Raw genomic sequence first — 24,101 nt, 5'->3', positions numbered from 1 at the left:
GTCTATGTCAATCAGCATTTGCGCAGTTAAAGGCCGGATATCATTGACGCGATCACGCGACGCGTGTACACAGAGGTGAAATATGTCGGACTGAGTATGCGTAGTCAGCACACGTCGACGTCAGTCGGCGAAGATAAGGGAAAGGGTTGCGAAACCGATGGCCGAGCCGAGCTTCGTCGACACATATGACCTATACATCGACGGCAGTTGGGTCGAGGCAGACAGCGGACGGTATGACGTCGTGAACCCGGCGACTGAGCGGGTGATCGCCTCGGCGCCGGATGCCGGAGTCGCGCAGGTGCGAGAGGCTATCGGCGCGGCGCGAAGTGCATTTACAACGTGGGCCGCGGCAGAACCGGCGGCGAGGTCACGCTGCTTGCAGCAGCTCAGCGACGCCCTGCTGTCCCATGGCGACGAGATCTTTGCCTTGGCACAAGCCGAGTGGGGTTGCACAGCAAACGAGCGGCTGATCCATGTAGACGGGCCGGCATTCATGGTCGGGCACGCGTCTGAGCTCGCAATGGAGCCGGCCGAAGCGCCGATGGACGCGTGGGGTGCGGCCGGCACAACTCTCCTACGCTATGAGCCTCTCGGGGTGGTGGCGGCGATGACACCCTGGAACTTTCCGCACACGCTCAACGTGATGAAGCTGGGTGCCGCGCTTGCCGCGGGTAACACGCTGGTGCTCAAACCATCGCCGCTCACCCCGTTGGCCGGTCTGGCACTCGCGCGACTGATCGATGACGAGACTGACATCCCTCCCGGTGTCGTCAATGTCGTCACCCCGAGCAGCATCGAGGCCAGCAGGCTCCTGACGCTCGATCCGCGGGTCGACATGGTGAGTTTCACCGGAAGTTCGGCGGTCGGACGGGACGTGATGGCCGGTGCCGCAACGACGATGAAGCGAATCCTGCTGGAGTGCGGTGGGAAATCAGCGAGCATTCTGCTCGACGACGTCGAACTGACCGACGAGCTATTCGAACGCCTGCTCTTCGAGGGCTGCACGTTGCATGCGGGACAGGCGTGCATTCTCAACAGCCGTCTGTTGGTTCCCGACAGGCTGCACGACGATGTTGTCGACCGGTTGGCCGAGTTGGCCCGCAACGTGACGGTGGGCGATCCCACCGATGGGCGAGTCGCAATGGGGCCGCTCATCAGCCGCGAACACCTCGACAGGGTGGAGGGCTTCGTCAGGCGCGCCGAGAACGACGGAGCAAAGATCGTCGCGGGCGGACAGCGTCCGAAAGACGTCGACCGCGGCTACTATTTCGAGCCAACTGTGCTGACCGACGCCACCGCTGAGTCGTATATCGCGCAGGAAGAGGTATTCGGCCCAGTGCTGACCGTGCTGCGGTACCGCGACGATGACCAAGCCGTCGCCATCGCCAACGATTCGGCCTATGGGCTCGGCGGCGCGGTGTGGGGCACGGACGTGGACCGTGCCCTTGGGATCGCACGCCGAGTGAGGTCCGGCCAGGTCTCGATCAACGGCACGATCCCTGGTGATGCACCGTTCGGAGGCTTCAAGCAGAGCGGGATCGGGCGCGAGGGCGGCGTCATGGGATTGCGGGCCTATATGGAGCCAAAGGCGATCGGAGTGCCCGCGTGACGGGACCGCTGGCGGGACTGCGGGTCGTCGAGCTCGGAACCGACATCACCGCACCGTACTGCACGAAGCTGCTCGTCGATCTCGGCGCGGACGTCGTGAAGGTCGAGCGGCCGTCCGGCGATCCGCTCCGCAACTGGGGCGCATCCGGCGGCTTGTTTGAGTACCTCAATGCTGGAAAGCGCGGATTGACAGCAGATTTCGAGTCCATCGGCGATGTGCTCCGCGACCTCGTCGCACATGCCGACCTGCTGGTCGAGAATCTCGCACCGGGTGCGGCGCAGCGGTGGGACTGGGGCGTCGACCACGACAGCCTGCAACAGGTCAACCCCAACCTTGTCGTCGTTCGGATCTCCGATTACGGGCAGGACGGCCCACGATTCGACCGACGGTCGACGCCACTGACGGTCCAGGCCGCATCGGGATGGGTGAGCACCCGCGAGCCTGGTCGGCCGCCCGTGCAATCCGGCGCCCGTATTCCCGAGTACATCGCCGGGGGTTACGCAGCGCTCGGCGCCTTGACGGCATTACGAATCGCGTCGGCCGGCGGGGACCGGGTGGTCGAAGTCGATGTGTCGACGTTCGAGGCGCTGTTGTCGACCCTGCCCTACCCGATGCTCATGGCGGCACGCTTGAAAAGCATGGGTCTACCGCCCAATTCGAAGGCCGGACCGATGTTGGGCATCGTCCGTGCGGCGGACGGGTGGATCGGCATCAATTGCCTGACTGGTCAGCACTGGCTGGATGTGTGCGCTATGGTCGGGCTCCCCGAGTTCGGTGAGAAGCAGATCGCCATGATGTTGGGTGGGCCCGAGCGCGAAGATTTCTTCGCCAAGGCGCAGCCGTTCCTCGACTCGATGACCGTCGCTGACCTGGTAGAGCTGAGTCAGGCGATGCGGATACCGGCGGCGCCCATCAACGACGGGGCCACGATCCTGGACTCGCCGCAATATCGCGAGCGGGGGTTCTTCATCGAGAGTGACGCTGCGGGCGTAGGTTTTTCGCGCCCAGGCGCGCCATTTCGATTCTCCGGGACACCGGTAGGCCGCCCACGGCAGGCGCCGCGATTGGGCGATGGCACCGTTGCGCCGTGGGGTAACCGCGCTGACACAGCGTCAGCATCGGTACCCGAGGAAGTCGACGCGCCGTTCTCAGGTCTGAAAGTCTTTGATCTGAGCACCTTTTGGTCCGGCGCCTATCTCACCATGTACCTAGGCGCGTTCGGCGCAGACGTCGTCAAGGTCGAATCGATCCAACGTCCCGACGGCCACCGGTATTCAGGTTCGCTGCTGCGCAATAGCGATGACTGGTACGAGGTCGGGCCGATGTGGCAGGCTACCAACCTCAACAAGCGCGACATCACTCTCGACTTGACCTCTCAGGCCGGTCGCGAACTGGCACTGCGGCTCGCCGCCGAGGCCGACGTGGTGGTGGAGAACTTCTCACCCCGCGTGGTGGAGCAGTTTGGTCTGGATTACGACTCGCTGGTGAAGGTCAACCCGGACGTGATCATGGTGCGCATGCCGGGTCTGGGACTCGAGGGACCATGGCGCGACTACGTCGGGTGGGCATTGAACTTTGAACAGGTGTCGGGAATGTCGGCGGCCACCGGCTATCCTGATGGCCCACCGTGCAATCTGCAGGGACCTGCCGATCCGGTCGTAGGCACCCACGCCACGGTCGCGCTCCTCGCCGCCCTCGAACACAAGCGCAGAACCGGTGAGGGGCAACTGATAGAGGTTGCACAGATCGAGGTGGGGGCAGTGGTGACGGCGGAACCGGTGATCGAATACTCGCTGACGGGCCGAGTGCCGGAGCGAGAAGGAAACCGGCATCGCATCTACGCACAGGGTGTCTATCCGGCGGCCGGGGAGGACGAGTGGGTGGCCATCTCCGTGCGCGCCGATGAAGACTGGGCCGCCACGATCGACGTGATCGGCAGGCCCGACCTCGTCGATGACCCGAGGTTCGGGACGGCGGAGGCACGGTTGGTCAATCACGACGCCCTCGATGAGGTGCTGCGCGGATGGACGGCCACGCAGGGCCCGGACGAGGCCGCCGATGCACTGCGTCGACGCGGTGTGCCCGCAGAGCGGTTGCTGACCGGCGACCGCATGTACGACGTCGACCAGCTCGATGCGCGAGGCTTCTACGAAGAGCTCGAGCACCCACTCTCGGGCCGACAAAGGTTCCCTGGCTGGCCGTTTCGGATCACACCGGGACCGTTGCGACATCACCTCACCCCTTCGCCGACGTTGGGCCAGCACAACGAAGAGGTGCTAAGTGCACTGGGACTGTCTGACGAGGAGATCGCGAAGTTGCGCCGGGACAAGGTCATCGGCGACCGACTACTGAACGGGTAGTGCTGGATTGAACTTACGCAGACGAGGTGCGGAGGAAGCTCTGGGTAACCGTAGGTGAGATCAGGCGTCGACCATGGCGGCGATGGTGTCGACCACGCACGCCGGCCGGTCGGATCCCTCGACCTCTACCGTGACCCGAACGGTGGCGCGGCCACCCTTGTCATTCCGCTCGACCTTGACCAACTCGGCACCGGCCCGGATCCGCGAGCCGACGGGCACCGGGACGGGGAAGCGGAGCTTGTCGACACCGTAGTTCACTTGCATCGACAGTCCAGTCACCCGGTAGATCTGTTGTACGAGAATAGGGACCAGGGACAGCGTGAGGTAGCCGTGCGCGATGGTTTTGCCATACGGCCCCGCTGCGGCTTTTACGGGGTCGACGTGGATCCACTGGTGGTCGCCCGTCGCCTCAGCGAAGAGATCGATCTCCTTTTGGGTGACCTCGCGCCATCCGCTGTAGCCGAGATGCTGCCCGACGTGCGCTTCGAACCCGTCGATGCCCGCGTAGATCCGGGGCGAGGGGGGCGCCTGCGTCATACCGATACCTTGAGCCCCAATTGCTCGATCGCGTTGCCTCCCATGATCTTTGCCTTCGCGGATTCAGATAGACCTTCAAGTCGGTCGACGAAGCTGATCGGGTCGCCGATACCCTCTGGATGGGGGAAATCCGAGCCGAACATGACGTGATCCTCTCCCATGATGTCGACCAGACTCTTCACGTCATCCTCGAGGAACGGGTGGATGTAGATATTGCGCTTGAAGACGTCGATCGGATGCTCGTCGAATTCCTTGGGCATCGTTTTGTATGCCTTTTCCAGGAGTCGTAGGAGATTCGGGACCCAGCCACTCCCATTTTCGACGACGAGGATCTTGAGATCGGGGAAGCGAGACAGCGCGCCGTGACAGATCATCGCTGCCAAGGTGTCTTCGATGGCGCGGAAACCTATGACTACTTCACGGAGGGTGCTTGTCTTGAATGACAGGTATTCGCCCCCACCCTCCCACTCCATCAGGTGCCTCTGATAGCCGCTGTCCGAGGAATGCAGGGTGACGGGCATATCCGCCTTGACGACTTCCTCCCAAAATGGATCGAATTCCGGCAGACCCATGGACCGCGAGCCCCCGAACCTGCTGGGTACGGGCGCCGGTCGCACCAAGAAGGTCTTCATCCCGCGTTCCAGGCCGTAGTGAAACTCGCGAATCGCCTCGTCGACTATAGGGAGGCAGATGACCGGGGTCGCGAAGATGCGGTCTTTGTAGTTGAAGGTCCAGTGCTCGTGCATCCACTCGTTCAGCGCGTGAATAATCGCATGGGTCAGCACGACATCGTCCGTCGTGCGCTCCTCGATGAGGCTGGCGAGCGTCGGGTACATCACGCACTGATCAATCCCGAGTTCATCCATCAGCTCGAGCCGCGGTGCCGGCGACTGGTAGGCCGGAATGACATCCATCGCCTCGCCGATGAACTGGCGAAAGTCGAGTCCCTCTGGGTTGTTGCCCAGAAAATAGTCTTCAGCGCTGCCGGGTCTGGCGACTCGTTCGAAGGTCGGGTTCGGGATCATGTGGCTGATGTGATCTTTGACCACGAGCTTCGGCCGCCCGTTGACCTCGACGTAGCCGACCTTGCCTTTGTGCTCTTTGGGCAAGTACTTGAGTAACGCGTCCCGGGTCTCGTACATGTGGTTGTCGATGTCGAACACGGGATACGGCAAAGACCGGGGAGACATGGGGCCCTCCTCAGAGCAGCGAATATCAGCGTTTACGCCAGATGAGAACAGACGTTATCACCTGCACTGGACAACATCCAGATCGGGTCGGGATCGAGCGTGTTCAGTCCACGCCGCGACGACTGCATCTGTGGTCGTCACCGTGGTTAGCAGAGCCAAAGTGTTGTCGATGACCGACTCCGCATACTCCCGGGGAAACCCGGCCACCGCATCACGCGGAAGTACGAACTGATAGCTCCGGTTGACCGCATCCATCACAAAGTTCTGAATGGCGATGTTGAGCGAAACGCCAACGCCCACAATGGTGGTGATGTTCAGGTTGCGCAGCACCGAGTCGAGATCGGTTCCGGTCATCGGCCCTACGCCGTGGTACCGCGTCAGCTCGATGTCAGTAGGTTGCTGATCGAGTTCTGGAAGAACGGACCCTCCGGGACTGCCGGGCGTCAAATCGGCGGCAAAGGACTTACCGGCCATGAACAGCCGGGCGTTTGTGTTGGACCCGCGGCCATCGGGACGGCGGTGGATAAGGCAATGAACGACCGTCACACCCGCCCCACGCGCGACTTTGAGCAGCTTGGCGATGTTCGGGATCGCCTCTCGTTGCGCCTCCTCGGCCAGCATGGGAAGGCCGGCCTGTGCTCCGATGACACCGCCCTGGCATTCCTGGGTCACGATGGCGGTCGTTTCCGGCGTAATCAGGTCTGGCAGTCTTGGTTGGGGCATGAGAACAGACGTTATCGTGTGGCGCAGCGGCCTTTCCAGAGGAGAGCAATGGAGAATTGGGAGATCAATGTTCGCGAATCTGTACGACAGACGCTGGCCGACTACACCGCCGCAACGGACCGGTTCGATCTTCGTGGCCTTGCGCAGTGCTTCGGGCCCGACGGCATACTGGAATTCAGCGGCGGCGTTGAACCGCTGAAAGGTCGCTCGGCGATCGAGTCGGGCCTCGCCTCCGCTGTGACGAGGGAACCCGACCCGGACAGGGAAGTTCCGACGCATGTGCGCCATCACGTTTCGAGCGTCCGATTCGAATCGGTGGCGCGCGACCGGGTGGAGGTCAGCAGCTATTTCGCGGTCCACACCGACGTCGGGCTCGACCACTGGGGACGCTATCGAGACGTTCTGATTCCCGCGGATGGACGGTGGCTGTTCGCCCGTCGTCAAATCAGAGTGGACGCGTTCGCGGATGACAGCCTCATGCGATGAACTCTTCGGCGAAGGCAAGCGCGTGGTCTACGACCTCTGCTCGTGTGGTTCCCTGAGGCGCGACCGTCAGCCAGGTCACGCCCATACCTTCCAGCTTTGCGATCGTCGCATGCCGTTCATCGGTGGACTTCTCCTCATCGAGCAGATTGCCCGCTGAGAAGCAGATATCCAGCGGCCCTGTGCGGCCGACCTCCGTGGCGAATTGGTTGGCCCAAGCGATCGCCGATTCCAGATCCTCGAGGGTCGAGATCTCCGCGGTTCGCGAGGCTGCCGCATAGCCGAAGGTATTGAACGGAGCCCACCCCTGCGCGCGGGTGACGGCGCGGCGGACTGCGGGTTTGCTGTTGCCTCCGATCCAGATCGGCGGGGGAGTCGCAGGGACCGGGCGGATCCGTACTCCCCGCGCAGCGAACCTGGTGCCCTCATACGCCACATCCTCGCCGCCGAGTACCTTTGCAAGCACGCTGAGGGCCTCGTCGAATCGATCGCCCCGACTGTCGAAATCGACTCCCAGCGCCTTGAATTCGGGTTTGAGGTAGCCCGCCGCTGTCCCGAGGATCAACCTCCCGCCGGAGAGCACCGCAAGGCTCTGGATCGATTTCGCGCCGAGGAACGGGTTGCGATATGGGGCGATGTAAACGTTGGTCAACAGGTTCACGTCAGTGGTGGCCGCGGCCGCGAACGACAACGCGACGAAGGGGTCGAGCGCGTGATGGCCGCCGTGGTCCAGCCATTTTGCATCGGGCGCTGGGTGGTCGGTGACGTGCACGGCACGAAAGCCGCTCGCCTCGGCGACACGGGCGATCTCAGAGATCGCGTCAGCGGAGACAAACTCCGACACCGCGTCCACACGCTGCGTGGGCAGTTCGAGGGAGAACGAGATGGTCACAGCTGTCCTTCCAGGTCAGGGATTTGATGATGTGACGAGGGCTGCCAATCGCTCAGCGTGGAAGTCGGGGCCACCGAAAACCAACTGTGTCGATTTCGCTCGCCGCACGTAAAGGTGTGCGTCGTGTTCCCAAGTGAATCCGATACCGCCGTGTAAGCGCATATTGTCCAAGGCGACTTGCAGGAAGGCTTCCGAACAAGCCATTTTCGCCACCGATGCGGCTATCGATAGATCATTTCCATCACCGGTTTCGGCTGCATGCACGGCAGCCGAGCGCGCGCCTTCGACGAGGACGAGCATGTCCGCACACCGGTGTTTGACGGCTTGAAAGCTGCCGATGGCTCTACCGAACTGGATGCGTTCCTTGGCATAGTCGACAGCCATGTCGAGGCACCGCTGGGCCGCGCCGACCTGCTCTGCGGCCAGCGCGATGACGGCAAGGTCGAATGTGCGCGCCAGTCCGTCCGCCGCCCCACCCTCGTCGCCGATGAGACGAGCGGAGGCTCCGTTGAAGCTGATCCTGGCGAGCTTTCGAGTGCGGTCCAGAGATGCGAGCGGTTCGCGCCTGACACCGTCGGCGTCGGCGGCGACTCCCAATAACGAAATACCGGTTGCGCTGGATGCGGCCACCAACACGAGGTCTGCGGTCTGGCCGTCGAGCACCAGGTCGGCGTCACCGGACACGCGGAAGCCGCCGCCGTCGCGTTGTGCGGTCAGCGTCACCGCGGCCGGGTCCCATGCATCGAGTCTTCCGTTGAGCACGAGCGTCGCGGTCGATGTCCCGTCGACGAGCGACGGTAGGTAGTCGGTCATCGCCTGCTGGTCGCCGCTGGTGGTAATCGCCGGGATGGCCATCGCGACCGTGGAGAAGAACGGTGCGCACAGCAGCGTCGCACCCATCTCCTCGAATACGACGGCCAGTTCGCCGATCCCCGCACCAGCGCCGCCGAACTCTTCGGGGACGGCGATGCCGTGCAGCCCGAGCTGTTCGGCCATCCGCTGCCAAACGACCTCGTCGTAGCCGTTTTCGCTATCCATGAGCTCGCGCACCCGACTGCTCGGCGAGTGGGATCTGAGGAACTCGCGCACGGCTGCTCGGAGGTCATCGGCCTCACTTGCCGCCACGCGCAACCTCCTGTCGTTCCGACCCGGGATAGGCATTCCCGGACGAGGATAGTATCTTTTCCTAAATCGGAGAATATTCATTCTCGCACGAAGGAGGAGCGCAGTGACGACGAGACTCGACTACGGGATCTTCGACTGCGACACGCACTGCTATGAGACGCGAGATGCGTTTACCCGCTACCTTCCCAAGGAATTTCACGATCGGGCCATCGCACCGGTGCGTGCTGCGGATGGCAAAGAGGTGATCCTCGCCGGACACCGAATTGCCACCTTCAACAGCGAGGCCGGCCTCGGCTTCGACCTCGCCTACCGGCCGGGATCGCTGAAGGAAATGCTCAAGCAGATGGGGTCGGGCAACCCCGACGAAACCTACGAGCCACAGCCGATGCAGCCGGAGTGGTTGGAGCGCGACCCTCGGCTGAAGGTCATGGCCGAGCAGAACGTCGATCGTGCAGTCATCTTTCCGGCGGGTATGGCCCTGGCCGCTGAGCACTACGTCGACGACACCGAGGCGTTGTACGCGAATCTGCGCTCCTTCAACCGCTGGTTCGATGACACCTGGGGTTTCAACTACCAGGACAAGATCTATGCCACGGCACTGCTGTCGCTGCGTGACCTCGAATCCTCGATCGCCGAAACCGAAGCGATCATCGAGCAGGGTGCACGCCTTGTGCTTCTTCCGACCGGTCCCGCCTATGGCCGCTCGCCAGGCGACCCCTACTTCGACCCGGTCTACGCGCGACTGCAGGAAGCCGGCTGCACGCTAGTGTTCCATATTCAGCCGTACTGGTACTTCAACGCCATCTCGCCGGCCTGGGGTCACGAAGCCGACCCCGCCGCCTGGCACATGTCAGCCTGGCAGTGGATGAACATCTACGGTCAACGGCCGATCGAGGACACCTTGTCGGCGCTCGTCTTCGACAACCTCTTCGGCCGGTTCCCCGGCCTGAAGGTGCTGGTTGCCGAGCACGGCGCCGAATGGGTGCCGCAGTTCGTCATTCACATGGACAAGAGTCGCGGGATGGGGCGCAACGGCCCATGGATAGGAGGCAAGCTGACGGAGCGCCCGTCTGAGATCTTCCGTCGGCACGTCGGGGTGGTGCCATACCCGGAGGACGACATCCCGACGATCGTCGATCGCCTCGGCTACGACGAATGTCTGCTCATGGGTTCGGATTACCCGCACGCCGAAGGGTTGGCCGAGCCCGCCGACTTCGTCAAGCTTCTCGACCCGCTCGATGAGGCCGCAAAGAAGCGCATCATGGCCGACAACGCGGATCAGTTGATCGGGCGGAGCTAGATTTCGATGGGCGACGAGGACTTCGACACAGACGATGTCGACCTCGACCAGTTGCGCGATGCGGCCCGTGAATTTCTGACCGGACGTGCTGCTCGAGATTCTGTCAAAGAGCTGGCGGCCATGGATTGGACCGGACTGCTCGTCGCGGAGCACCTCGGCGGCAGCGGATGGCGTCCCGCGGAGACGGCAGTCATCGCCGAAGAACTCGGACGCGCACAGAACTCGTCGACATGGTTCGGCTGCGCGTTGGCTGCCGCGGCGTTGGCCTCGGCGCCCGCCGACGTGCGTGACCGATGGTTGCCCGCGATGCTCGACGGGACCGCAGGCGCAGGGTGTGCGCATTGCGGGGGCACCGTTCGGGTCACTGCCGGCGACGTACTAGAGATTCTGATCACACTGGGGCACAACGGGATCCATCTGTACGAAATATCCGATGAGATTCGCAGAAGTCGTGACAACGAACTGTTGGACGTCAGTCGCGCGGCGTGGCGGGTCGACCTCGTAGGGGCCGACGGCGTGCTGATCGGTGGACCAGAGCGAGCGGACCAATTACTCGCGGTGGCGCGGGTTCTGCTCAGCGCGGATTCGCTGGGAGCGCTGTCGGCCACGTTCGACCGGTTGGTCTCCTACCTCAAGGAGCGCATTGCGTTCGGTGTGCCGATCGCCAGTTTCCAGGCAGTGCAACATCGGCTGGTCGACCTGCTGGTCTTCGAAGCCAAGGCGCGTGCGGTCATCATGAAGGCCGCGCGGGCACTGGCCTCCAATGACATCTCTGACGACGCGATCGCATTGTCCGCCGTGGCCCATGCGTTCGTCACCGAAAAAGCGACCGCTGCCGTCGACGAGTGCATGCAGCTGTCGGGCGGCATCGGATTCACCTGGGAGTACCCCTTACATTACGAATTGCGTCGGGTGTTCACGAACGCCTATCTGCTCGGGACGGCTCGCCGGAGCCGCACACTGCTCGCCGAAAAGGCCGGCTGGTGAGCGCCGCGGGTACCAGGCCAAGCGACGCGAAGCTGGCGGAGTTCAGGCAGCTGGTCAGGGGGCACATCGCCGAACACGCACCACCGTTCGACGCGAGAGAGGGGCGCCGGGCCCCCGAGAACGCCGAGCAGGAAACAGAATTGCGTAGGTGGTTCGCCACGCTGTTCGACGCCGGCTTCGTCGGCGCCGACTGGCCCGTCGAGCATGGTGGTCGCGCCGACCACCATCCACTGCACGACCGCATCCTCAGTGAAGAGATTCTGCGCGCCCGTGCTCCGCGGCCCGTCGACCAGGTCAACCTCGCGGCCCATGTGCTGCTGCATTTCGGGTCCGACGAACAGAAGGCGTCGCTGCTTCCGCCGATACGGCGCAGTGAGCACGTGTGGTGTCAGCTGCTCAGCGAACCCGATGCCGGCAGCGATATCGCCAATGTTCGCACCAGGGGAGTGCGACAGGATGACGGAACCTGGGTCATCGACGGTCAGAAGACGTGGATCACCGACGGGCATTGGGCCGATATGGGTCTGGCCCTCGTCCGCACCGACCCCTCGTCGTCACGTCATCACGGACTGTCGGCCTTCGTCGTCCCGTTGTCGGCGACCGGTGTCGAGGTGCGTCCTATCCGGACGATCAACGACGCCATCGAAGTGAACGAAGTCTTTCTCGACGGCGTCTCCTTGCCTGCGGACCACCTGATCGGTGAGGTCGGTCAGGGGTGGTCGATCGTCATGGCGGGCTTGGACTTCGAGCGCTTCGGTATCGGTGGCAACGTGATCCTGCTCGAGTTGCTGATCGATGATCTCGTCGCGGTGGTGCGTCACGCCACGCTCGACGGCAGGCCGGCCTTCGAGCATGAGGACATCCGGCAGAAGGTGGCCGAGTTGGCCGTCGAAGTCGAGGTGGCGAAGGCGTTCATCGACGACCACGTCGAACGACTCGTTGTCGGGGCCGAGCAACCCGGCGACGGATCCATCGCCAAACTGAGCTTCGCCGAGACGTATCACCGGGTTTCGGCGTACGGCGCCGAACTCGCCCCGATGGTGTGCACCGTGGCCGCTGACGCGAGCGTCGAGCAGGCGAAACAGCGTCTGCGAGAATGCTGGTTGTGGTCGCGTGCCTACACGGTGTCCGGCGGGAGCAATGAGATGATGCGCAACATCCTGGCCAAACGGCGGCTGATGCTGCCGAGCAGCTGATGAGCGCGTGCGCGAAGAGAATTATGCGCTGATGTCCGGAACATATTGGAGCCTGGTCGAAGAAGCGGCTGCCTCGCATCCCGAGCGCATCGTCCTCGTCGACGACTTCGGTCGCAGCCTGACGAATTCACAACTGCGCGATGCGGCTGCGTCTGCCGCAGCGGCTCTGGCAGAACGCGGGGTCGTCGACGGGACGGTGGTTTCCTGGCAACTGCCGACCACACTGGAGACGATGGTCGTTATGGTCGCGCTGACGCGTCTCGGCGCGGTGCAGAACCCGATTCTGCCCATTTGGCGGGAACGCGAACTCCGTTTTGTGACAGCGCAACTCGGCACCGAAGTGATAATCGTTCCCGGGGTGTGGCGCGGTTTCGATCACGTGGCTCTCGCCGACGAGCTCGCGAGGGATAAACCGCTGACGATTGTCGTCGTAGATCATGAGGCCCCGATGACGAATGGCCTGCGACTTCCAACGGGTGATCTCGCATCGCTGCCCGCGCCTCCGGAAGAGGCAACACTGGCACGGTGGGTTTACTACTCGTCGGGCACCACCGCGGCTCCGAAGGGCGTGCGGCATTGCGACCGTTCGGTGATCGCCGGGTCGGCGGGCGTCGTCGAAATGTTCGGCGTCTCCAGCCGCGACGTCAATCCGATCGCATTCCCGGTGTCACACATCGGTGGCGCGGCGATGCTGGCCGCCAGTCTGCTCACCGGTATGCGACTGGTGCTGTTCGATGCGTTCGACCCCGCGCTCACGCCAAAGGCGATCGCCGCGCATCGTCCCACGATGCTCGGCTCGGCAACCCCGTTCTTCGTAGCCTTCATGGCAGCGCAACGCGAGCACGGTGCCGATCCCCTCTTTCCTGATCTACGTGGATGCGTAGGTGGTGGAGCGCCGATCACCGCCGAGCTGGGGCGGCAAGTGCGCGAAACACTTTCGGTTGCTGGCGTAGCGAACGCGTGGGGACTCACGGAGTTCCCGGTGGCTACGTCACCACCGCCAGACGGCCCGCCTGAGGTGCTCGACCATACCGTCGGCCGTCCCGTGCCTGGCGTCACGGTGCGCGTTGTCGACGATATCGAGCGAGAAGTCGGCATCGAGGAGGAGGGCGAGCTCCGACTGAGGGGCCCGCAATGCTTTCTCGGCTATGTCGACGATTCGCTGGACGTCGATGCGTTCGATTCCGACGGCTGGTTCCGCAGCGGAGATCGAGGACGAATAGATGCCGACGGCAACGTTGTCGTTACCGGGCGGATCAAGGACGCCATTATCCGCAACGCGGAGAACATCTCTGCGCTAGAGGTCGAACAGGTACTGGCCACCCATCCCGGGGTCGCCGATGTTGCGGTGATCGGTGTGCCCGATATTCGCACGGGCGAACGGGTGTGCGCAGTCATAGTGGCGCACGGTGGCGCCGAAGTTTGCCTTGAGTCATTGGTGCGGCTTTGTGACGATCAGGGCTTGAGCAGACACAAATCGCCCGAGCGGTTGGAATTTGTCGAAGAACTGCCTCGAAACGTGACCGGCAAAGTGCTGAAGAACGAACTGCGTGCACGATTCGCAAGGCCGTCTGCCCCGTAGACCTCTACATTCTCTTGATCGCCAGTGGTCGGTCGTAGGAAGCGTCAGAAATATCGTGCGCGATGGTCTGCAAGGGTGCAAGGAACTCGATGATTTCAGGGGTCATCGCGGATGGTCCGTAAGTTGACCACTCCACAAGACAGACACGGGCGGCGATGGCCCACCGGTTCTCACGACGTTCGAAGCGGTCGACGTAACGACCGCCAGTGATAGTCAACGGTTTCTCGCGATCCCGATCCGTCCCGATGAACAAGTAGTACGTTTCGGTGTGAGCCTCATCGCGGGCGAGTTCGACGGTGTGATTCATCAGGTAGTGCTGGTAGCGAGTTTGGGTCGAGTGATAGCTGAGCGCCCAATCGATGAAATCGTCGACGTTGCCTACGAAGCCGGCATGATCGTCGATCGCATCGTCGTGGTAGGCGGAACGCAGCAGATCTCTGTCTTGGCGGTCGATACCACGCGCGTAGCGTTGCAGGCAGTCAAGGATTTCCATCCGATCCGCCAACTCCTGAAGTCGTGCCATTCCCTGATCGTTCATTGCTTTCCTCTCGTCGTCATAGCGGTCGCCCGGTCCAACCATCAACCGCGACAACTTCTTCGAGCGGACGGCGAGGAGTCGGTCCGAAGGTGTGCCCGGCACGAAGCCGGGCCACGGGCAGAAGACACCCTTGTACGTATCCGGTGGGAATCCCGAGCAGCGCGGCAGTTTCCTTTTCATATCGCAGATGCAGGGTCGTGATGCATGTCCCGTATCGGCGCGTGTGTAGTGCGAGTTGCAAGTTCCACACAGCCGGAAATATCGATCCGTAGAGGGTCGCCAAGTGGAACGACGCATCACCCTCAGTCCGAGGGACAAAGGGGCGGTAGCACGGAATGATCAACATCGGCACGTGTGCCATGTTGTCCACGAGCCATTCTGTCGAGGATAGGACGCGTGCCTCCGGGCTCCGATCGGTGATCAGATGAGCGATGGGATGGCCACCGACCTTTTCCAGATAAGCGCTTCGGTAAAGGTTTGAGATGCTCTGGCGGATGGTGGGGTCGGTGATTACGAGCCAGCGCCATGACTGTTGATTGGAACCGTTGGCGGCGTGCAGGCCGATGCGAAGGCAGTCGCGGATCTCCGAGAAATCGATCGGGGCGTCGAGGTCGAGCACCCTGCGCGCTGAACGAGTCGACGTGAGCAGGTAGTCGATTTCCACGCCCGTGTCTTTCACGAAACGGCATCGACGGAGCGCCGGACATTGCTCGCAATCAACCATCGTGCTACCTCCTGCAGGTAGCCGCTGGGTTCGCCGCGGAACCGACTCCAGTCCAACAGGCGACGGAGATACAAATGGGCGTCATGCTCCCACGTGTAACCGATGCCACCGAGGACTTGCACGGCGTTGTCGCCGACCATGGTCAGCTGTCCGGACATGGCCTTCAACCGCACCGCAGCAAGGTGATATTCAGCGGGGCTTGTGTTGTCGGCCGACCACAAGGCATGGATGACGCTGCTGCGCATCAACTCAACGGCTTCGTACATGTCAGCGCAGAGGTGCTGTACAGCTTGGAAAGCACCGATGGGCTTACCGAACTGTTTGCGTACCTTCGCGTGACTTACGGCGAGGTCGAGGAGGGCGCGCGCCGCGCCCAATGCCTCCGCTGCAGCTATGACGAGCAGATCATCGGTCACCGCGTCAATGCATTCACGGTCGACAGGTCCCAGATCGCGCGCGCGGGCTCCAGCAAGCGAGACACGGAATCGTCTGCGCGTGAGATCGATGCTTGGCAGCGGCTCGAAGCTGACGCGTTCATCGGATGTTCGGACCGCGCACAGCCGAGGTTGCCCAAGAACGTGAGCGATGACGAGGATCAGATCCGCCGCCGCCACGTCAGCAACACCGTCCAAGGTGCCTGCAAGCACCATTTCAGGAGCCCGCGGCGCGGATATCCCCGTGCTGTCAACTGCCGTCGTGAGGACCAGGGATCCGTCGGCGATGGAGCCGTAAAGCTCGGGGGCGTCCACTCCGGCGCGAGTGAGTAGCCTCACTGAGGCCACTGCAGTGGACGACCATGGGCCTGAATACAGTTTCGCCCCGAGCTCTTCGAGAACGAGGCCGGCCTCGATCATGCTGAGGCTAGAGCCGCCCTGCGCTTCGGGGATCAGCAGTCCGGTGGTGCCCAATCCGGTTAGACCACGCCAGACTTCATCGGTGGTGCCCAATGGGTCGTCGACCAGTGCGCGCGCATGGTTGCGAACGTCGACAAACCGGGTGACGTAGTCGCGCACAGTGTCGCGCATCGTGCGTTGTTCTTCGGAGAGCTCGAGATTCATTTGCGCGGCATTCCCAGCACCCGCTGTGCAGTGACCGTCTTTGTGACCTGAGTGGTACCGCCGGCGATGGAGAGGGCCCTCGCTGTGAGTCGTTGGCGGGCCCAGCGACCATCCGCGCGTTGTGCGCCCAGCAGTTCGAAGCCCAACGCTGCAAGATCCTGCCCGACCTCGGCCCATGTCGTCTTGGCAAGGCTTGACATCGCAGCGGCGTCGTCACCTTCGTTGAGTAGGCTCGAGACGGCACGTAAGCAGAGCAACTCTAGGTTCTTTATCCGGACCGAAAGTTCGCCGACACGGCACTGTACGAGCGGATCATCCAGAATGAACTTGTCGTCGACCTGGACTTGAGCGAGGTCGCTGATGAGATCGTCTAGTTGAATCTGCATCTCGACGTACAGTTGTGCCGCCGCGGCCCGCTCATAAGCCAACGTCGTCATCGCGACCTGCCAGCCAGCGTTCAATCCGCCCAGGAGCGCGTCGGCGGGTACTCGAACGTCGTCGAAGAACACCTCAGCGAAGTCCGAGTCACCGCCGATGCTCACCAGTGGACGCGCATCGATCCCGGACGTGGTCATGTCGACGATCAAGCACGAAATGCCCTCGTGCTTAGGCGCGTTGGCATCTGTGCGTACGTAGAGCTGACACCAGTCGGCTCGGTGCCCCAGCGAAGTCCAAATCTTCTGGCCGTTGATGACGAAGTGGTCACCGTCACGGACAGCGCGGGTACTCAGCGAAGCGAGGTCCGAGCCGGCTTCGGGCTCCGACATACCTTGGCACCAGATGTCGTCGGCGCGCGCCATGCGTGGCAGGAGCTTTCGCTTCTGATCCTCCGTGCCATACATCATGAGCGCTGGCGCGATGTTGTTGATGCCGATGGTGTTCAACGGCGCGGGTACGCGAGCGACCGCCGTCTCCTCAGCAAATATAAGTCTTTCGAGGGCCGTAGCACCTCGGCCGCCGTAGCGTCGCGGCCAAGACACAGCCGCCCAGTGCGCATCAGCTGTGGCGGCGTCCCACGCACGCAAGGTCTCGAAAGCCGTGTCGCTGCGTCCCCTTTGGCGATCAGCGGCGATGACCTCATCTGTGATGTTCGTTGCCAGCCATTCGCGCAATTCCGCGCGGAAGCGCTGTGTCTCATCCGGATACGAGAAGTCCATCTATGGGGTGACCACCCGTTTCAAGACTGAGGAGATGACCCGGCTGGGGATGAGGCGTTGCGCGTAAAGGGCTGCGGCCGCGTCTAATCCGACGGTCTGAAAGACCGGGGGTGCCTTCTTTTCCAGCAAGTCCGCCAGTGCCGTGGCGAACCGTGGCGCGGGCCTGGCCTTGGCCACCACCCCCGCGCGACGTTGGGAGAAGTTGGCGTACATCGGCCCGTACGGACCTACCGCGTCGGGCACATCGCTGGCCGTGATCATGTCGGTATCGAACATTCCGGCCTCTAATACATGGGCCGACAGCCCGAACTGATGAATTTCCACCGCGAGACTTTCGATCCACTTCTCAAGCGCTGCCTTGCTGGCTCCGTACACCGAGGACAGTGGCATACCAATCCTGGCCGCCAAGCTTGCCACTGCAACGATGCGACCTTCGCGGCGTTCACGCATCGCCGGCAGCAGAAGTTCGGTCAGGTGCATGGGTCCCAGCAGGTTCGTCTGGAACGTGCTCATGCGCTCTTCGCGTGGGGTGTCCTCGAAGGCCGCCGCAGGTGCGAGACCTGCGATGTGGACTAGAGCATCGACCTGGTACCCGGACAGCTCGACCGCAGCTTTCGCGATCGAGGCCGGGTCGACGAGGTCGAGCGTGAGTAGTTCGACCTCTCCTGAGAGGCCCGCGACCTCATCGAGGAGAGACTGCCCATCGCGGTCCGGCGAGCGCATCGCGGCTACGACGTGCCAGCCGCGACGGGCCATCTCGGCGGCGGAGAGTCGGCCGAGACCGCGCGACGTTCCGGTGATGACCGCAGTTCGACGCGGTGTGCCAAAGCCTTCGCTCACGGTTTGCACGCGTTGGGTAGTGGCTCCCCGACCGGAGGCGTAACCTCCCGTCCGTTCGGTTGTCCGGATGGCCAGTGCGCCCACACGCCCTCAAAGAACGGGCCCTGTTCACCGGCCTTTTCAAAGTGACCCTGCGGGTCGTACACCTTCGTCACACACCAGCGCCAAGGTCGTGCGGTCTCGGTAGACAAATCGAAATAGCGAATGATGAAGAAGGGGGCCAGGTAGAGGAAATACCCGAAGCTCATCACCACGATCATGGTCATCAGCACGCCCGCACGGCCCGTCGCGCGTGTGATCCGGAATTTATTGGCCAACCGCTCGGCGCCGGTTAGACCGGTGTCGTTGCGCCACCACAGCAGGCTGACCGCAATGAAGGGCAATGTCGTCGACAACGACTCCAGCAGAAGCGGGAATTGGTCAGGCTGACCGACTTTGATCGAGCCGAACGCAGGCACCTGTGAGTATCCGTAGAGACCGGTCATGACGAAGAAGATCTCGATGACGGCATCGATGATGAAGCCCACAATTATGGTGATGATCGTCAGCGAGATCAACGGATGGCGATGCACAAATGCGGTCGATGGGAAACGCGGTCCGATTACCTTTTTCAACAGCAGAATCGACACCGCCGACGGTCCTATGTAGAACGCGTAGTAGCCGATGAAGTTGAAGACGGGCTCCACGGTGGGGGAAACCGAGGCCCACCACCAGGTTTCGGGCCAATGCAGGAGACGCGAGTCGTAGGTTGCGTACGGCCCCCAGTTCCCCCAGGGATCAAGCCACACCAGCGAGTTGCCCGCGATGAAGAACAACATCCCCATCGTGATCTTGCCTGCCCGGATGGACTGAATGGTCAGGATGATCAGCGCGCCGCCGAACATGACGACGGCCCCGACCTCGAACAAGTACGGCCAAAAGTGCCACCCGAACAGCGGTTCGACCGAGAATTCGGTCGGGTCGGTGCGGCCGGGCCTTCGGATTCGGTCACCTGCGTCGCGAGTGGCAAAACTCAGCATCCACCCGAACAGAATCAGCACGGTGACGACGGTCGTGACCAGCGCAACGATGCCGGGTGGTGACATCGGCTGTGAGCTGTCCCGTTGATCAACTTGAGGTGTCTTACCCCGGTTCGCCAACACCGTCTCGGTGGCGGTCATCGGTACTCCCTCCGTTGGCAGCGGCTTCACATACTGCTAGTAGGTGAGTTAACATACCGCCACCATGTACAAAAGTCGAGCGCGCGAAGACCAGGCAGCGGCGACACGCTCGGCGATCGTGGACAGTGCCCGCAGTCTTTTCGTCGAACGCGGTTATCACGGGACCAGCATCGAAGACATCGTCAGCCGCTCAGGAGTCGGCACACGCGGTGCGTTGTATCACCACTTCGAAAGCAAACAAGGGCTCTTCGAAGAGGTCTACTGCGAGGTCGTAACCGAGTTCATGGCGATGTCCGATGCGCTGATCGACGATCGTGGTGACAGTCTGGATCGGCTACGGCACGGCCTGCTCAGCTTCCTCGCCGGCGCGGCTGACATCGGCGCGGTGCAACGAATCATCTTGGTTGACGGTCCCGCGGTGTTCGGTGCAGACCGGTGGCGGGTGATGCAGTCGCGCCGCGGGCTCGATTCCATTTCCGACGGCCTCGAGCGCGCCATCGCTGAGGGTGCGATGGCGCCGCAGCCGGTGCCGGCGCTTGCGCAGTTACTTCTCGCACTGGTCGACGAAGCCGCGATCATCGTCGCCAAGAGTGATGACCCCGCGAAGGCCAGAGTCGAGGTCAGTGCTGCGCTCAACAACCTGATCGCCGGTCTTCGCATTCGCTGAGGCCCAGAGATATTGACACAGGCCGCATTCAACCCAAAGGGAGCACAATGGAGCAGACGCATGATCTCGAGCAAACGGACGATCTGGAGGAGTTCTATTCATTCGACGACGCGCTCTCGGGCGACGTCCGCGATCCTTATACCGAGTTAGCCCGAGCGCGGAATGACCATCCGGTCCAGCGCATCGAGGTATCAGGATTGCCCATCGACGAGGCGAACCCGTTTTTCATGGTCTACCGGCACGAGGACATCGCGCAGATGTTGCGAGACGGTGATACGTATTCGTCGTCGGCTGTCATCGCGGCGTTCGGCGAGGTTCTCGGTCAGCGCGTGATGCTCGGCATGGACGAGCCATACCACGGCAGACTCCGAAGTCTGGTGTCAAAGGCTTTCTCGCAGAAGACGCTGAAACGCTGGGAAGACGATCTGGTTACCGTGATCGCAAACGACCTGATCGACCGTTTCGTCGATCGCGGACGAGCAGATCTCGTTAAAGAGTTCACGTTTGAGTATCCGACACGGATCATCTCAGGTCTGCTTGGACTGCCGGAAAAAGACTTCCTCCAATTCCAGCGTTGGTCGATAGACGTGCTCAGCTTCATGGCTGCACCCGACCGTGGCCGCGCATCGGCTGTCGCGATCACCGAGTACGCCAGGCCCATTCTCGAGACGCGCCGCAAGGAACCTCGCGACGATCTGATCAGCAGCCTGGCAGCGGCAGAGATTGACGGCGAGCGATTGACTGACGATGAGATCTTCTCGTTCATGCGGTTGCTGCTACCGGCGGGCATCGAGACGACCTACCGCGCGTTGGGCAACATGCTCTTCGGCTTGTTGTCGAATCCGAGTCAACTCGACTTATTGCGCGCGGATCGCTCGCTGATGCCTCAGGCGATCGAAGAGGCTGTGCGATGGGAGGCTCCTCTGCTGGCCATAACCAGAGTTGCGACTCGGGACACCGAACTCGGCGGTGTGCCGATTCCCGCTGGCGCGCAATTGATGCCGATGCTCGGAGCGGCCAACAGGCAGGACGACCGATATGACGATCCCGATGCGTTCGATATCATGCGGCAGGCACGTGCGCACATCGGCTTCGGTTCCGGGCCGCACGTTTGCCTCGGTATGCACCTTGCCCGGCTCGAGATGCGGGTTGCGGTCAACCTGTTGATGGACCGGCTGCCGAATCTTCGGCTTGATCCCGATGCCGACGACCCGCATATCCGCGGGCAAATTTTCCGGTCGCCAACCTCGCTGCCGGTTTTGTTCGGGTAACGATGGGCGTGAAGAACCGATCTAGGAGAGAAGACTTGACCGAAATCGCAACGGCCATACGTCCGTCAGCCGAGTCCGCCGCTGCGCGACATGTGCCGTATTACCATCCCGTGGGGGATGAGCGGGACGTCTTCCTCGCGGCACACGAAGCGCACCGGCCGATACTGATCAAGGGACCGACGGGATGCGGCAAGACGCGCTTTGTGGAGGCCATGGCCGCCGAGCTTGGGATCGGTGTGCATACGGTCGCCTGTCATGAGGACTTGACGGCCGCCGACCTGGTGGGCCGGCATCTTCTGAAGGGTGCCGAAACGGTATGGGTGGACGGTCCTTTGACTCGGGCGGTACGCGAAGGCGGTATTGCCTACCTCGACGAGATCGTCGAGGCGCGCCAAGACGTCACGGTCGTCATCCATCCGCTTACCGACTACCGGCGCATACTGCCGATCGACCGGCTAGGTCAGGAGTTGAAAGCGCCGGATGACTTCACGCTCGTCGTGTCCTACAACCCGGGCTACCAGAACGCGATCAAAGACCTGAAGGACTCCACTCGCCAAAGGATGATCGGGATAAGCCTCGATTTTCCACCCGCCGAGATCGAAACCGAAATCGTCCGTCATGAAACTGGTTTGGAAGGTGCATTGCTGGACCAGCTGATCGCAATCGGTCAGGCGGTGAGGTCGGTCGACGTGCCGGGGCTGCGTGAAGTCGCCTCGACCCGCACGCTGGTGAGCGCTGCCGATCTGATCATGTCCGGTCTCGACCCGCGGGCGGCATGTCGCGCGGCCATCGCCGAACCGCTGACTGACGACGCGTCGCTCACCGCTGGATTGGTCGAGCTGGTCGACGGTTTCATCTCGTCGCGATCATAGGTGTGTGTCCGCAGATGACGTCGCGGCCCGAGTGCAGTCGCCTGGAATTGGTGGCCTCAGTGGTGGCAGGCCGGTACATGGAAATCACTGAAGGCGATATGCCTACGCATAGCACCACGACGCATATCAACGTGTCGAACGCGACGGCCGACGGAGATGTGCGTGCCTCCATTCTCGGCCAGGCCGCGCTTATGGGGGCGGGCAGCCTTGAGGTGGCGTGGGAAGCTGGCCTCTGCCATCGTGGAAGGCGAAGCGGCATCGCGGAAAGATATGTCTGTCTTGAGATTTCGCGTGCTCTAAGGGAGCGGTCAAGCGTGATGCCTGCGCTGAGCACCTTGTCGGCATCGCTGGGCGACGATTGGCCGACATCGGGCAACGCCGAGGAATCGCTTGAGCGTGCGCGCGGCCGGGAACCACTGCCCCCATCATTGCCGTGGTTCGGACGGTTAGCGGCCCAGGTGCCTCGTTTGTCGGTAATAGAGGGTCCGCATCGCGATGCATCGGTTAGTGAGTCTGAGGATGAGCCGGTGGATCCGACTCGCGGCGAGGTCAATCCGGCGGCTGTCGAATTGGCGAAAATCGTCGAAGAACTCGCGATGGACATCGATGAAAACTGGCTGCTACGGAAGTTGAGACGAAAGCGAAAAGGATCGCCGGGCTCCACGGCCTCGGAGGCATCCCCGAAAGCGCGGTCGCGAGCTCGCCGACGTGCGGGCGATCCCGGTGCTGTAGTGATCAGCACGGCGCAACGTGCATTCGATCGGGTGGGTCCGCATGGTGCTCCGAGAGGCACTCGTCGGGGAAATGCGCGGCAGTATCCGGAGTTCGACGAAGGACGGCGCACGATGCGACCCGACTATTGCACGGTCTACGACATCGAGTCGACCGCCGTCGACCGACACGCCAGCCTTCATCAACTCGCCGATGCGGAACTGCGGCGCAGGATCGCGCGGGTGGTTCTCTCACCTGCGCCGAGCCGACGACGCGCCGATGGAGACGAGATCGACCTCGAGGCGGCTGTGGATGCCCGGGCGACGCTGGCGGCCACCGGGTTCGGCGAGGAGCAGGTGTGGATTGCGCCGCGGCTTCGCCGACCCGACCTTGCTGTCCTGGTCCTGGTCGATCTGTCGGGCTCGGTGTCGTCGACTTCGTCAGGCGTGTCCACACATCGGCGCCAGATCGAACTCGCCGAAGTTATCGCCGACGCACTACACGCTGTGGGCGGCAGACTCGCCGTCCATGGATTTCGGTCGCAAGATCGCCGCAACGTCGAACTCGTGTGTGTTCTGCCGTTCGGAATGGGGTGGGACGATCTCGCGCGCCGTCGCTTACACGCCTGCGAGCCATGCGGTTTCACGAGGCTCGGAGCCGCGATACGGCGTGCGAGCGATGTGATAGACGAGGACCGGGGAGCGACTCGGCGGCTGCTCATCGTCGTATCCGATGGAGTGGCCTACGACAGCGGATACGAAGGTTCCTACGCCGAGGCTGACACCCGACGAGCGCTGCGGGAGGCGAACTCCCGGGCCATCGGAACGCTTTGCGTCACCGTCGGTGCGGATACCAGTGAGGATGCGCTCGCGCGAGTGTTCGGATCGGCGCCGCGCGTACGCGCTCGCACTTCCGGTGACCTCCGCGGTCCGCTCCCCACGGTGATCCGAGCGGCACTGGCGACTGCGCGGGCGAGGAACTGAAAGTAATGCTTCGCCGTGAACTGTGCATGGATACAACGTGGTTGGAGCATGGGTGACGACTGTCGCCACGCAACATGCATGTTGTAGGTTGAATGAGTCGACGAGTGCATCTGACAAGACTGGTGCGCCGAACCAA

At 62.5% G+C, this 24,101-nt stretch carries 22 protein-coding genes; 11 read left to right on the top strand and 11 right to left on the bottom strand.

The genetic code is table 11. From position 1 onward, the window contains the following. Nucleotides 1–157: 157 nt before the first annotated feature. On the top strand, nt 158–1,609 hold the full coding sequence (locus ACIA48_RS09225; RefSeq protein WP_396729962.1) for an aldehyde dehydrogenase family protein: 1,452 nt from the start codon (nt 158–160) through the stop codon (nt 1,607–1,609). Next, complete coding sequence (locus ACIA48_RS09220) at nt 1,606–3,969, top strand: CaiB/BaiF CoA transferase family protein (protein WP_396729959.1); 2,364 nt, start codon at nt 1,606–1,608, stop codon at nt 3,967–3,969. The genes ACIA48_RS09225 and ACIA48_RS09220 overlap by 4 nt, the downstream gene beginning before the upstream one ends. Nucleotides 3,970–4,029: 60 nt before the next feature. On the opposite strand, the gene ACIA48_RS09215 is transcribed toward ACIA48_RS09220, so the two are convergent. The 3 genes from ACIA48_RS09215 to ACIA48_RS09205 are packed head-to-tail and all read right to left on the bottom strand — an operon-like array spanning nt 4,030 to nt 6,419. Then, a complete protein-coding gene (locus tag ACIA48_RS09215; protein WP_396729957.1) occupies nt 4,030–4,506 on the bottom strand; it encodes a MaoC family dehydratase in 477 nt (158 codons plus the stop codon). Further along, nucleotides 4,503–5,696 carry an amidohydrolase family protein gene (locus tag ACIA48_RS09210; RefSeq protein ID WP_396729955.1) on the bottom strand — a complete coding sequence of 398 codons (1,194 nt, stop codon included), beginning with the start codon at nt 5,694–5,696 and terminating at the stop codon, nt 4,503–4,505. Before ACIA48_RS09210 ends, ACIA48_RS09215 begins: the two co-directional genes overlap by 4 nt. Before the next feature lie 57 nt (nt 5,697–5,753). Beyond that, entirely contained in the window at nt 5,754–6,419 is a 666-nt protein-coding gene (locus ACIA48_RS09205; protein WP_396729953.1) for a cysteine hydrolase, read from the bottom strand. Between the two features lie 48 nt (nt 6,420–6,467). Here ACIA48_RS09205 and ACIA48_RS09200 point away from each other — a divergent pair, with 48 nt between their 5' ends. Further along, the gene (locus tag ACIA48_RS09200; RefSeq protein WP_396729951.1) at nt 6,468–6,905 is read left to right on the top strand and encodes a nuclear transport factor 2 family protein; all 438 of its coding nucleotides are present in this window, start codon (nt 6,468–6,470) and stop codon (nt 6,903–6,905) included. On the opposite strand, the gene ACIA48_RS09195 is transcribed toward ACIA48_RS09200, so the two are convergent. Next, on the bottom strand, nt 6,895–7,794 hold the full coding sequence (locus ACIA48_RS09195; RefSeq protein WP_396729948.1) for a TIGR03619 family F420-dependent LLM class oxidoreductase: 900 nt from the start codon (nt 7,792–7,794) through the stop codon (nt 6,895–6,897). The genes ACIA48_RS09200 and ACIA48_RS09195 overlap by 11 nt on opposite strands. 15 nt (nt 7,795–7,809) lie before the next feature. After that, entirely contained in the window at nt 7,810–8,919 is a 1,110-nt protein-coding gene (locus ACIA48_RS09190) for an acyl-CoA dehydrogenase family protein (protein ID WP_396729945.1), read from the bottom strand. Between the two features lie 103 nt (nt 8,920–9,022). Between ACIA48_RS09190 and ACIA48_RS09185 the strand changes: the two genes are divergently transcribed. From ACIA48_RS09185 to ACIA48_RS09170, 4 genes are read left to right on the top strand one after another with little or no spacing between them, the layout of a single operon-like run. Beyond that, nucleotides 9,023–10,219: an amidohydrolase family protein gene (locus ACIA48_RS09185; protein ID WP_396729943.1), complete on the top strand. Its 1,197-nt coding sequence runs from the start codon at nt 9,023–9,025 to the stop codon at nt 10,217–10,219. A gap of 6 nt (nt 10,220–10,225) precedes the next feature. Then, the gene (locus tag ACIA48_RS09180; protein ID WP_396729941.1) at nt 10,226–11,206 is read left to right on the top strand and encodes an acyl-CoA dehydrogenase family protein; all 981 of its coding nucleotides are present in this window, start codon (nt 10,226–10,228) and stop codon (nt 11,204–11,206) included. After that, entirely contained in the window at nt 11,203–12,402 is a 1,200-nt protein-coding gene (locus ACIA48_RS09175; protein ID WP_396729939.1) for an acyl-CoA dehydrogenase family protein, read from the top strand. Before ACIA48_RS09180 ends, ACIA48_RS09175 begins: the two co-directional genes overlap by 4 nt. Nucleotides 12,403–12,433: 31 nt before the next feature. Further along, nucleotides 12,434–13,984, top strand: coding sequence for a class I adenylate-forming enzyme family protein (locus ACIA48_RS09170; protein WP_396729937.1), 1,551 nt, complete (start codon nt 12,434–12,436; stop codon nt 13,982–13,984). Between the two features lie 4 nt (nt 13,985–13,988). On the opposite strand, the gene ACIA48_RS09165 is transcribed toward ACIA48_RS09170, so the two are convergent. The 6 genes from ACIA48_RS09165 to ACIA48_RS09140 are packed head-to-tail and all read right to left on the bottom strand — an operon-like array spanning nt 13,989 to nt 19,461. After that, nucleotides 13,989–14,507, bottom strand: coding sequence for a nuclear transport factor 2 family protein (locus tag ACIA48_RS09165; protein ID WP_396729935.1), 519 nt, complete (start codon nt 14,505–14,507; stop codon nt 13,989–13,991). 31 nt (nt 14,508–14,538) lie between these two features. Next, nucleotides 14,539–15,186, bottom strand: a complete 648-nt coding sequence (locus ACIA48_RS09160; protein WP_396729933.1) for a nitroreductase family protein — start codon at nt 15,184–15,186, stop codon at nt 14,539–14,541. A gap of 11 nt (nt 15,187–15,197) precedes the next feature. Continuing rightward, the gene (locus ACIA48_RS09155) at nt 15,198–16,304 is read right to left on the bottom strand and encodes an acyl-CoA dehydrogenase family protein (RefSeq protein ID WP_396729932.1); all 1,107 of its coding nucleotides are present in this window, start codon (nt 16,302–16,304) and stop codon (nt 15,198–15,200) included. Beyond that, nucleotides 16,301–17,461 carry an acyl-CoA dehydrogenase family protein gene (locus ACIA48_RS09150; protein WP_396729930.1) on the bottom strand — a complete coding sequence of 387 codons (1,161 nt, stop codon included), beginning with the start codon at nt 17,459–17,461 and terminating at the stop codon, nt 16,301–16,303. The genes ACIA48_RS09155 and ACIA48_RS09150 overlap by 4 nt, the downstream gene beginning before the upstream one ends. Further along, the gene (locus tag ACIA48_RS09145; RefSeq protein WP_396729928.1) at nt 17,462–18,301 is read right to left on the bottom strand and encodes an SDR family NAD(P)-dependent oxidoreductase; all 840 of its coding nucleotides are present in this window, start codon (nt 18,299–18,301) and stop codon (nt 17,462–17,464) included. Beyond that, complete coding sequence (locus tag ACIA48_RS09140; RefSeq protein WP_396729926.1) at nt 18,298–19,461, bottom strand: spirocyclase AveC family protein; 1,164 nt, start codon at nt 19,459–19,461, stop codon at nt 18,298–18,300. Before ACIA48_RS09140 ends, ACIA48_RS09145 begins: the two co-directional genes overlap by 4 nt. A 64-nt stretch (nt 19,462–19,525) precedes the next feature. Between ACIA48_RS09140 and ACIA48_RS09135 the strand changes: the two genes are divergently transcribed. The 4 genes from ACIA48_RS09135 (at nt 19,526) to ACIA48_RS09120 (ending at nt 23,965) form a co-directional block, all read left to right on the top strand. Next, nucleotides 19,526–20,128, top strand: coding sequence for a TetR/AcrR family transcriptional regulator (locus ACIA48_RS09135; RefSeq protein ID WP_396729924.1), 603 nt, complete (start codon nt 19,526–19,528; stop codon nt 20,126–20,128). A 47-nt stretch (nt 20,129–20,175) separates the two neighbouring features. Beyond that, complete coding sequence (locus ACIA48_RS09130) at nt 20,176–21,399, top strand: cytochrome P450 (RefSeq protein ID WP_396729922.1); 1,224 nt, start codon at nt 20,176–20,178, stop codon at nt 21,397–21,399. 2 nt (nt 21,400–21,401) lie between these two features. Next, nucleotides 21,402–22,271, top strand: coding sequence for an AAA family ATPase (locus ACIA48_RS09125; RefSeq protein WP_396729920.1), 870 nt, complete (start codon nt 21,402–21,404; stop codon nt 22,269–22,271). Nucleotides 22,272–23,116: 845 nt separating this feature from the next. Further along, nucleotides 23,117–23,965 (top strand): VWA domain-containing protein, encoded by an 849-nt coding sequence (locus ACIA48_RS09120; RefSeq protein WP_396729918.1) that lies wholly within the window; start codon nt 23,117–23,119, stop codon nt 23,963–23,965. The last annotated feature ends 136 nt before the right edge of the window (nt 23,966–24,101 follow it).

Source organism: Mycobacterium sp. NPDC051804 (assembly GCF_044452905.1).
In the GTDB taxonomy this organism is placed as follows: Bacteria; Actinomycetota; Actinomycetes; order Mycobacteriales; family Mycobacteriaceae; genus Mycobacterium.
The sequence above is the reverse complement of the archived record's forward strand: the minus strand, read 5'-3'. Positions and strand labels throughout refer to the sequence as shown.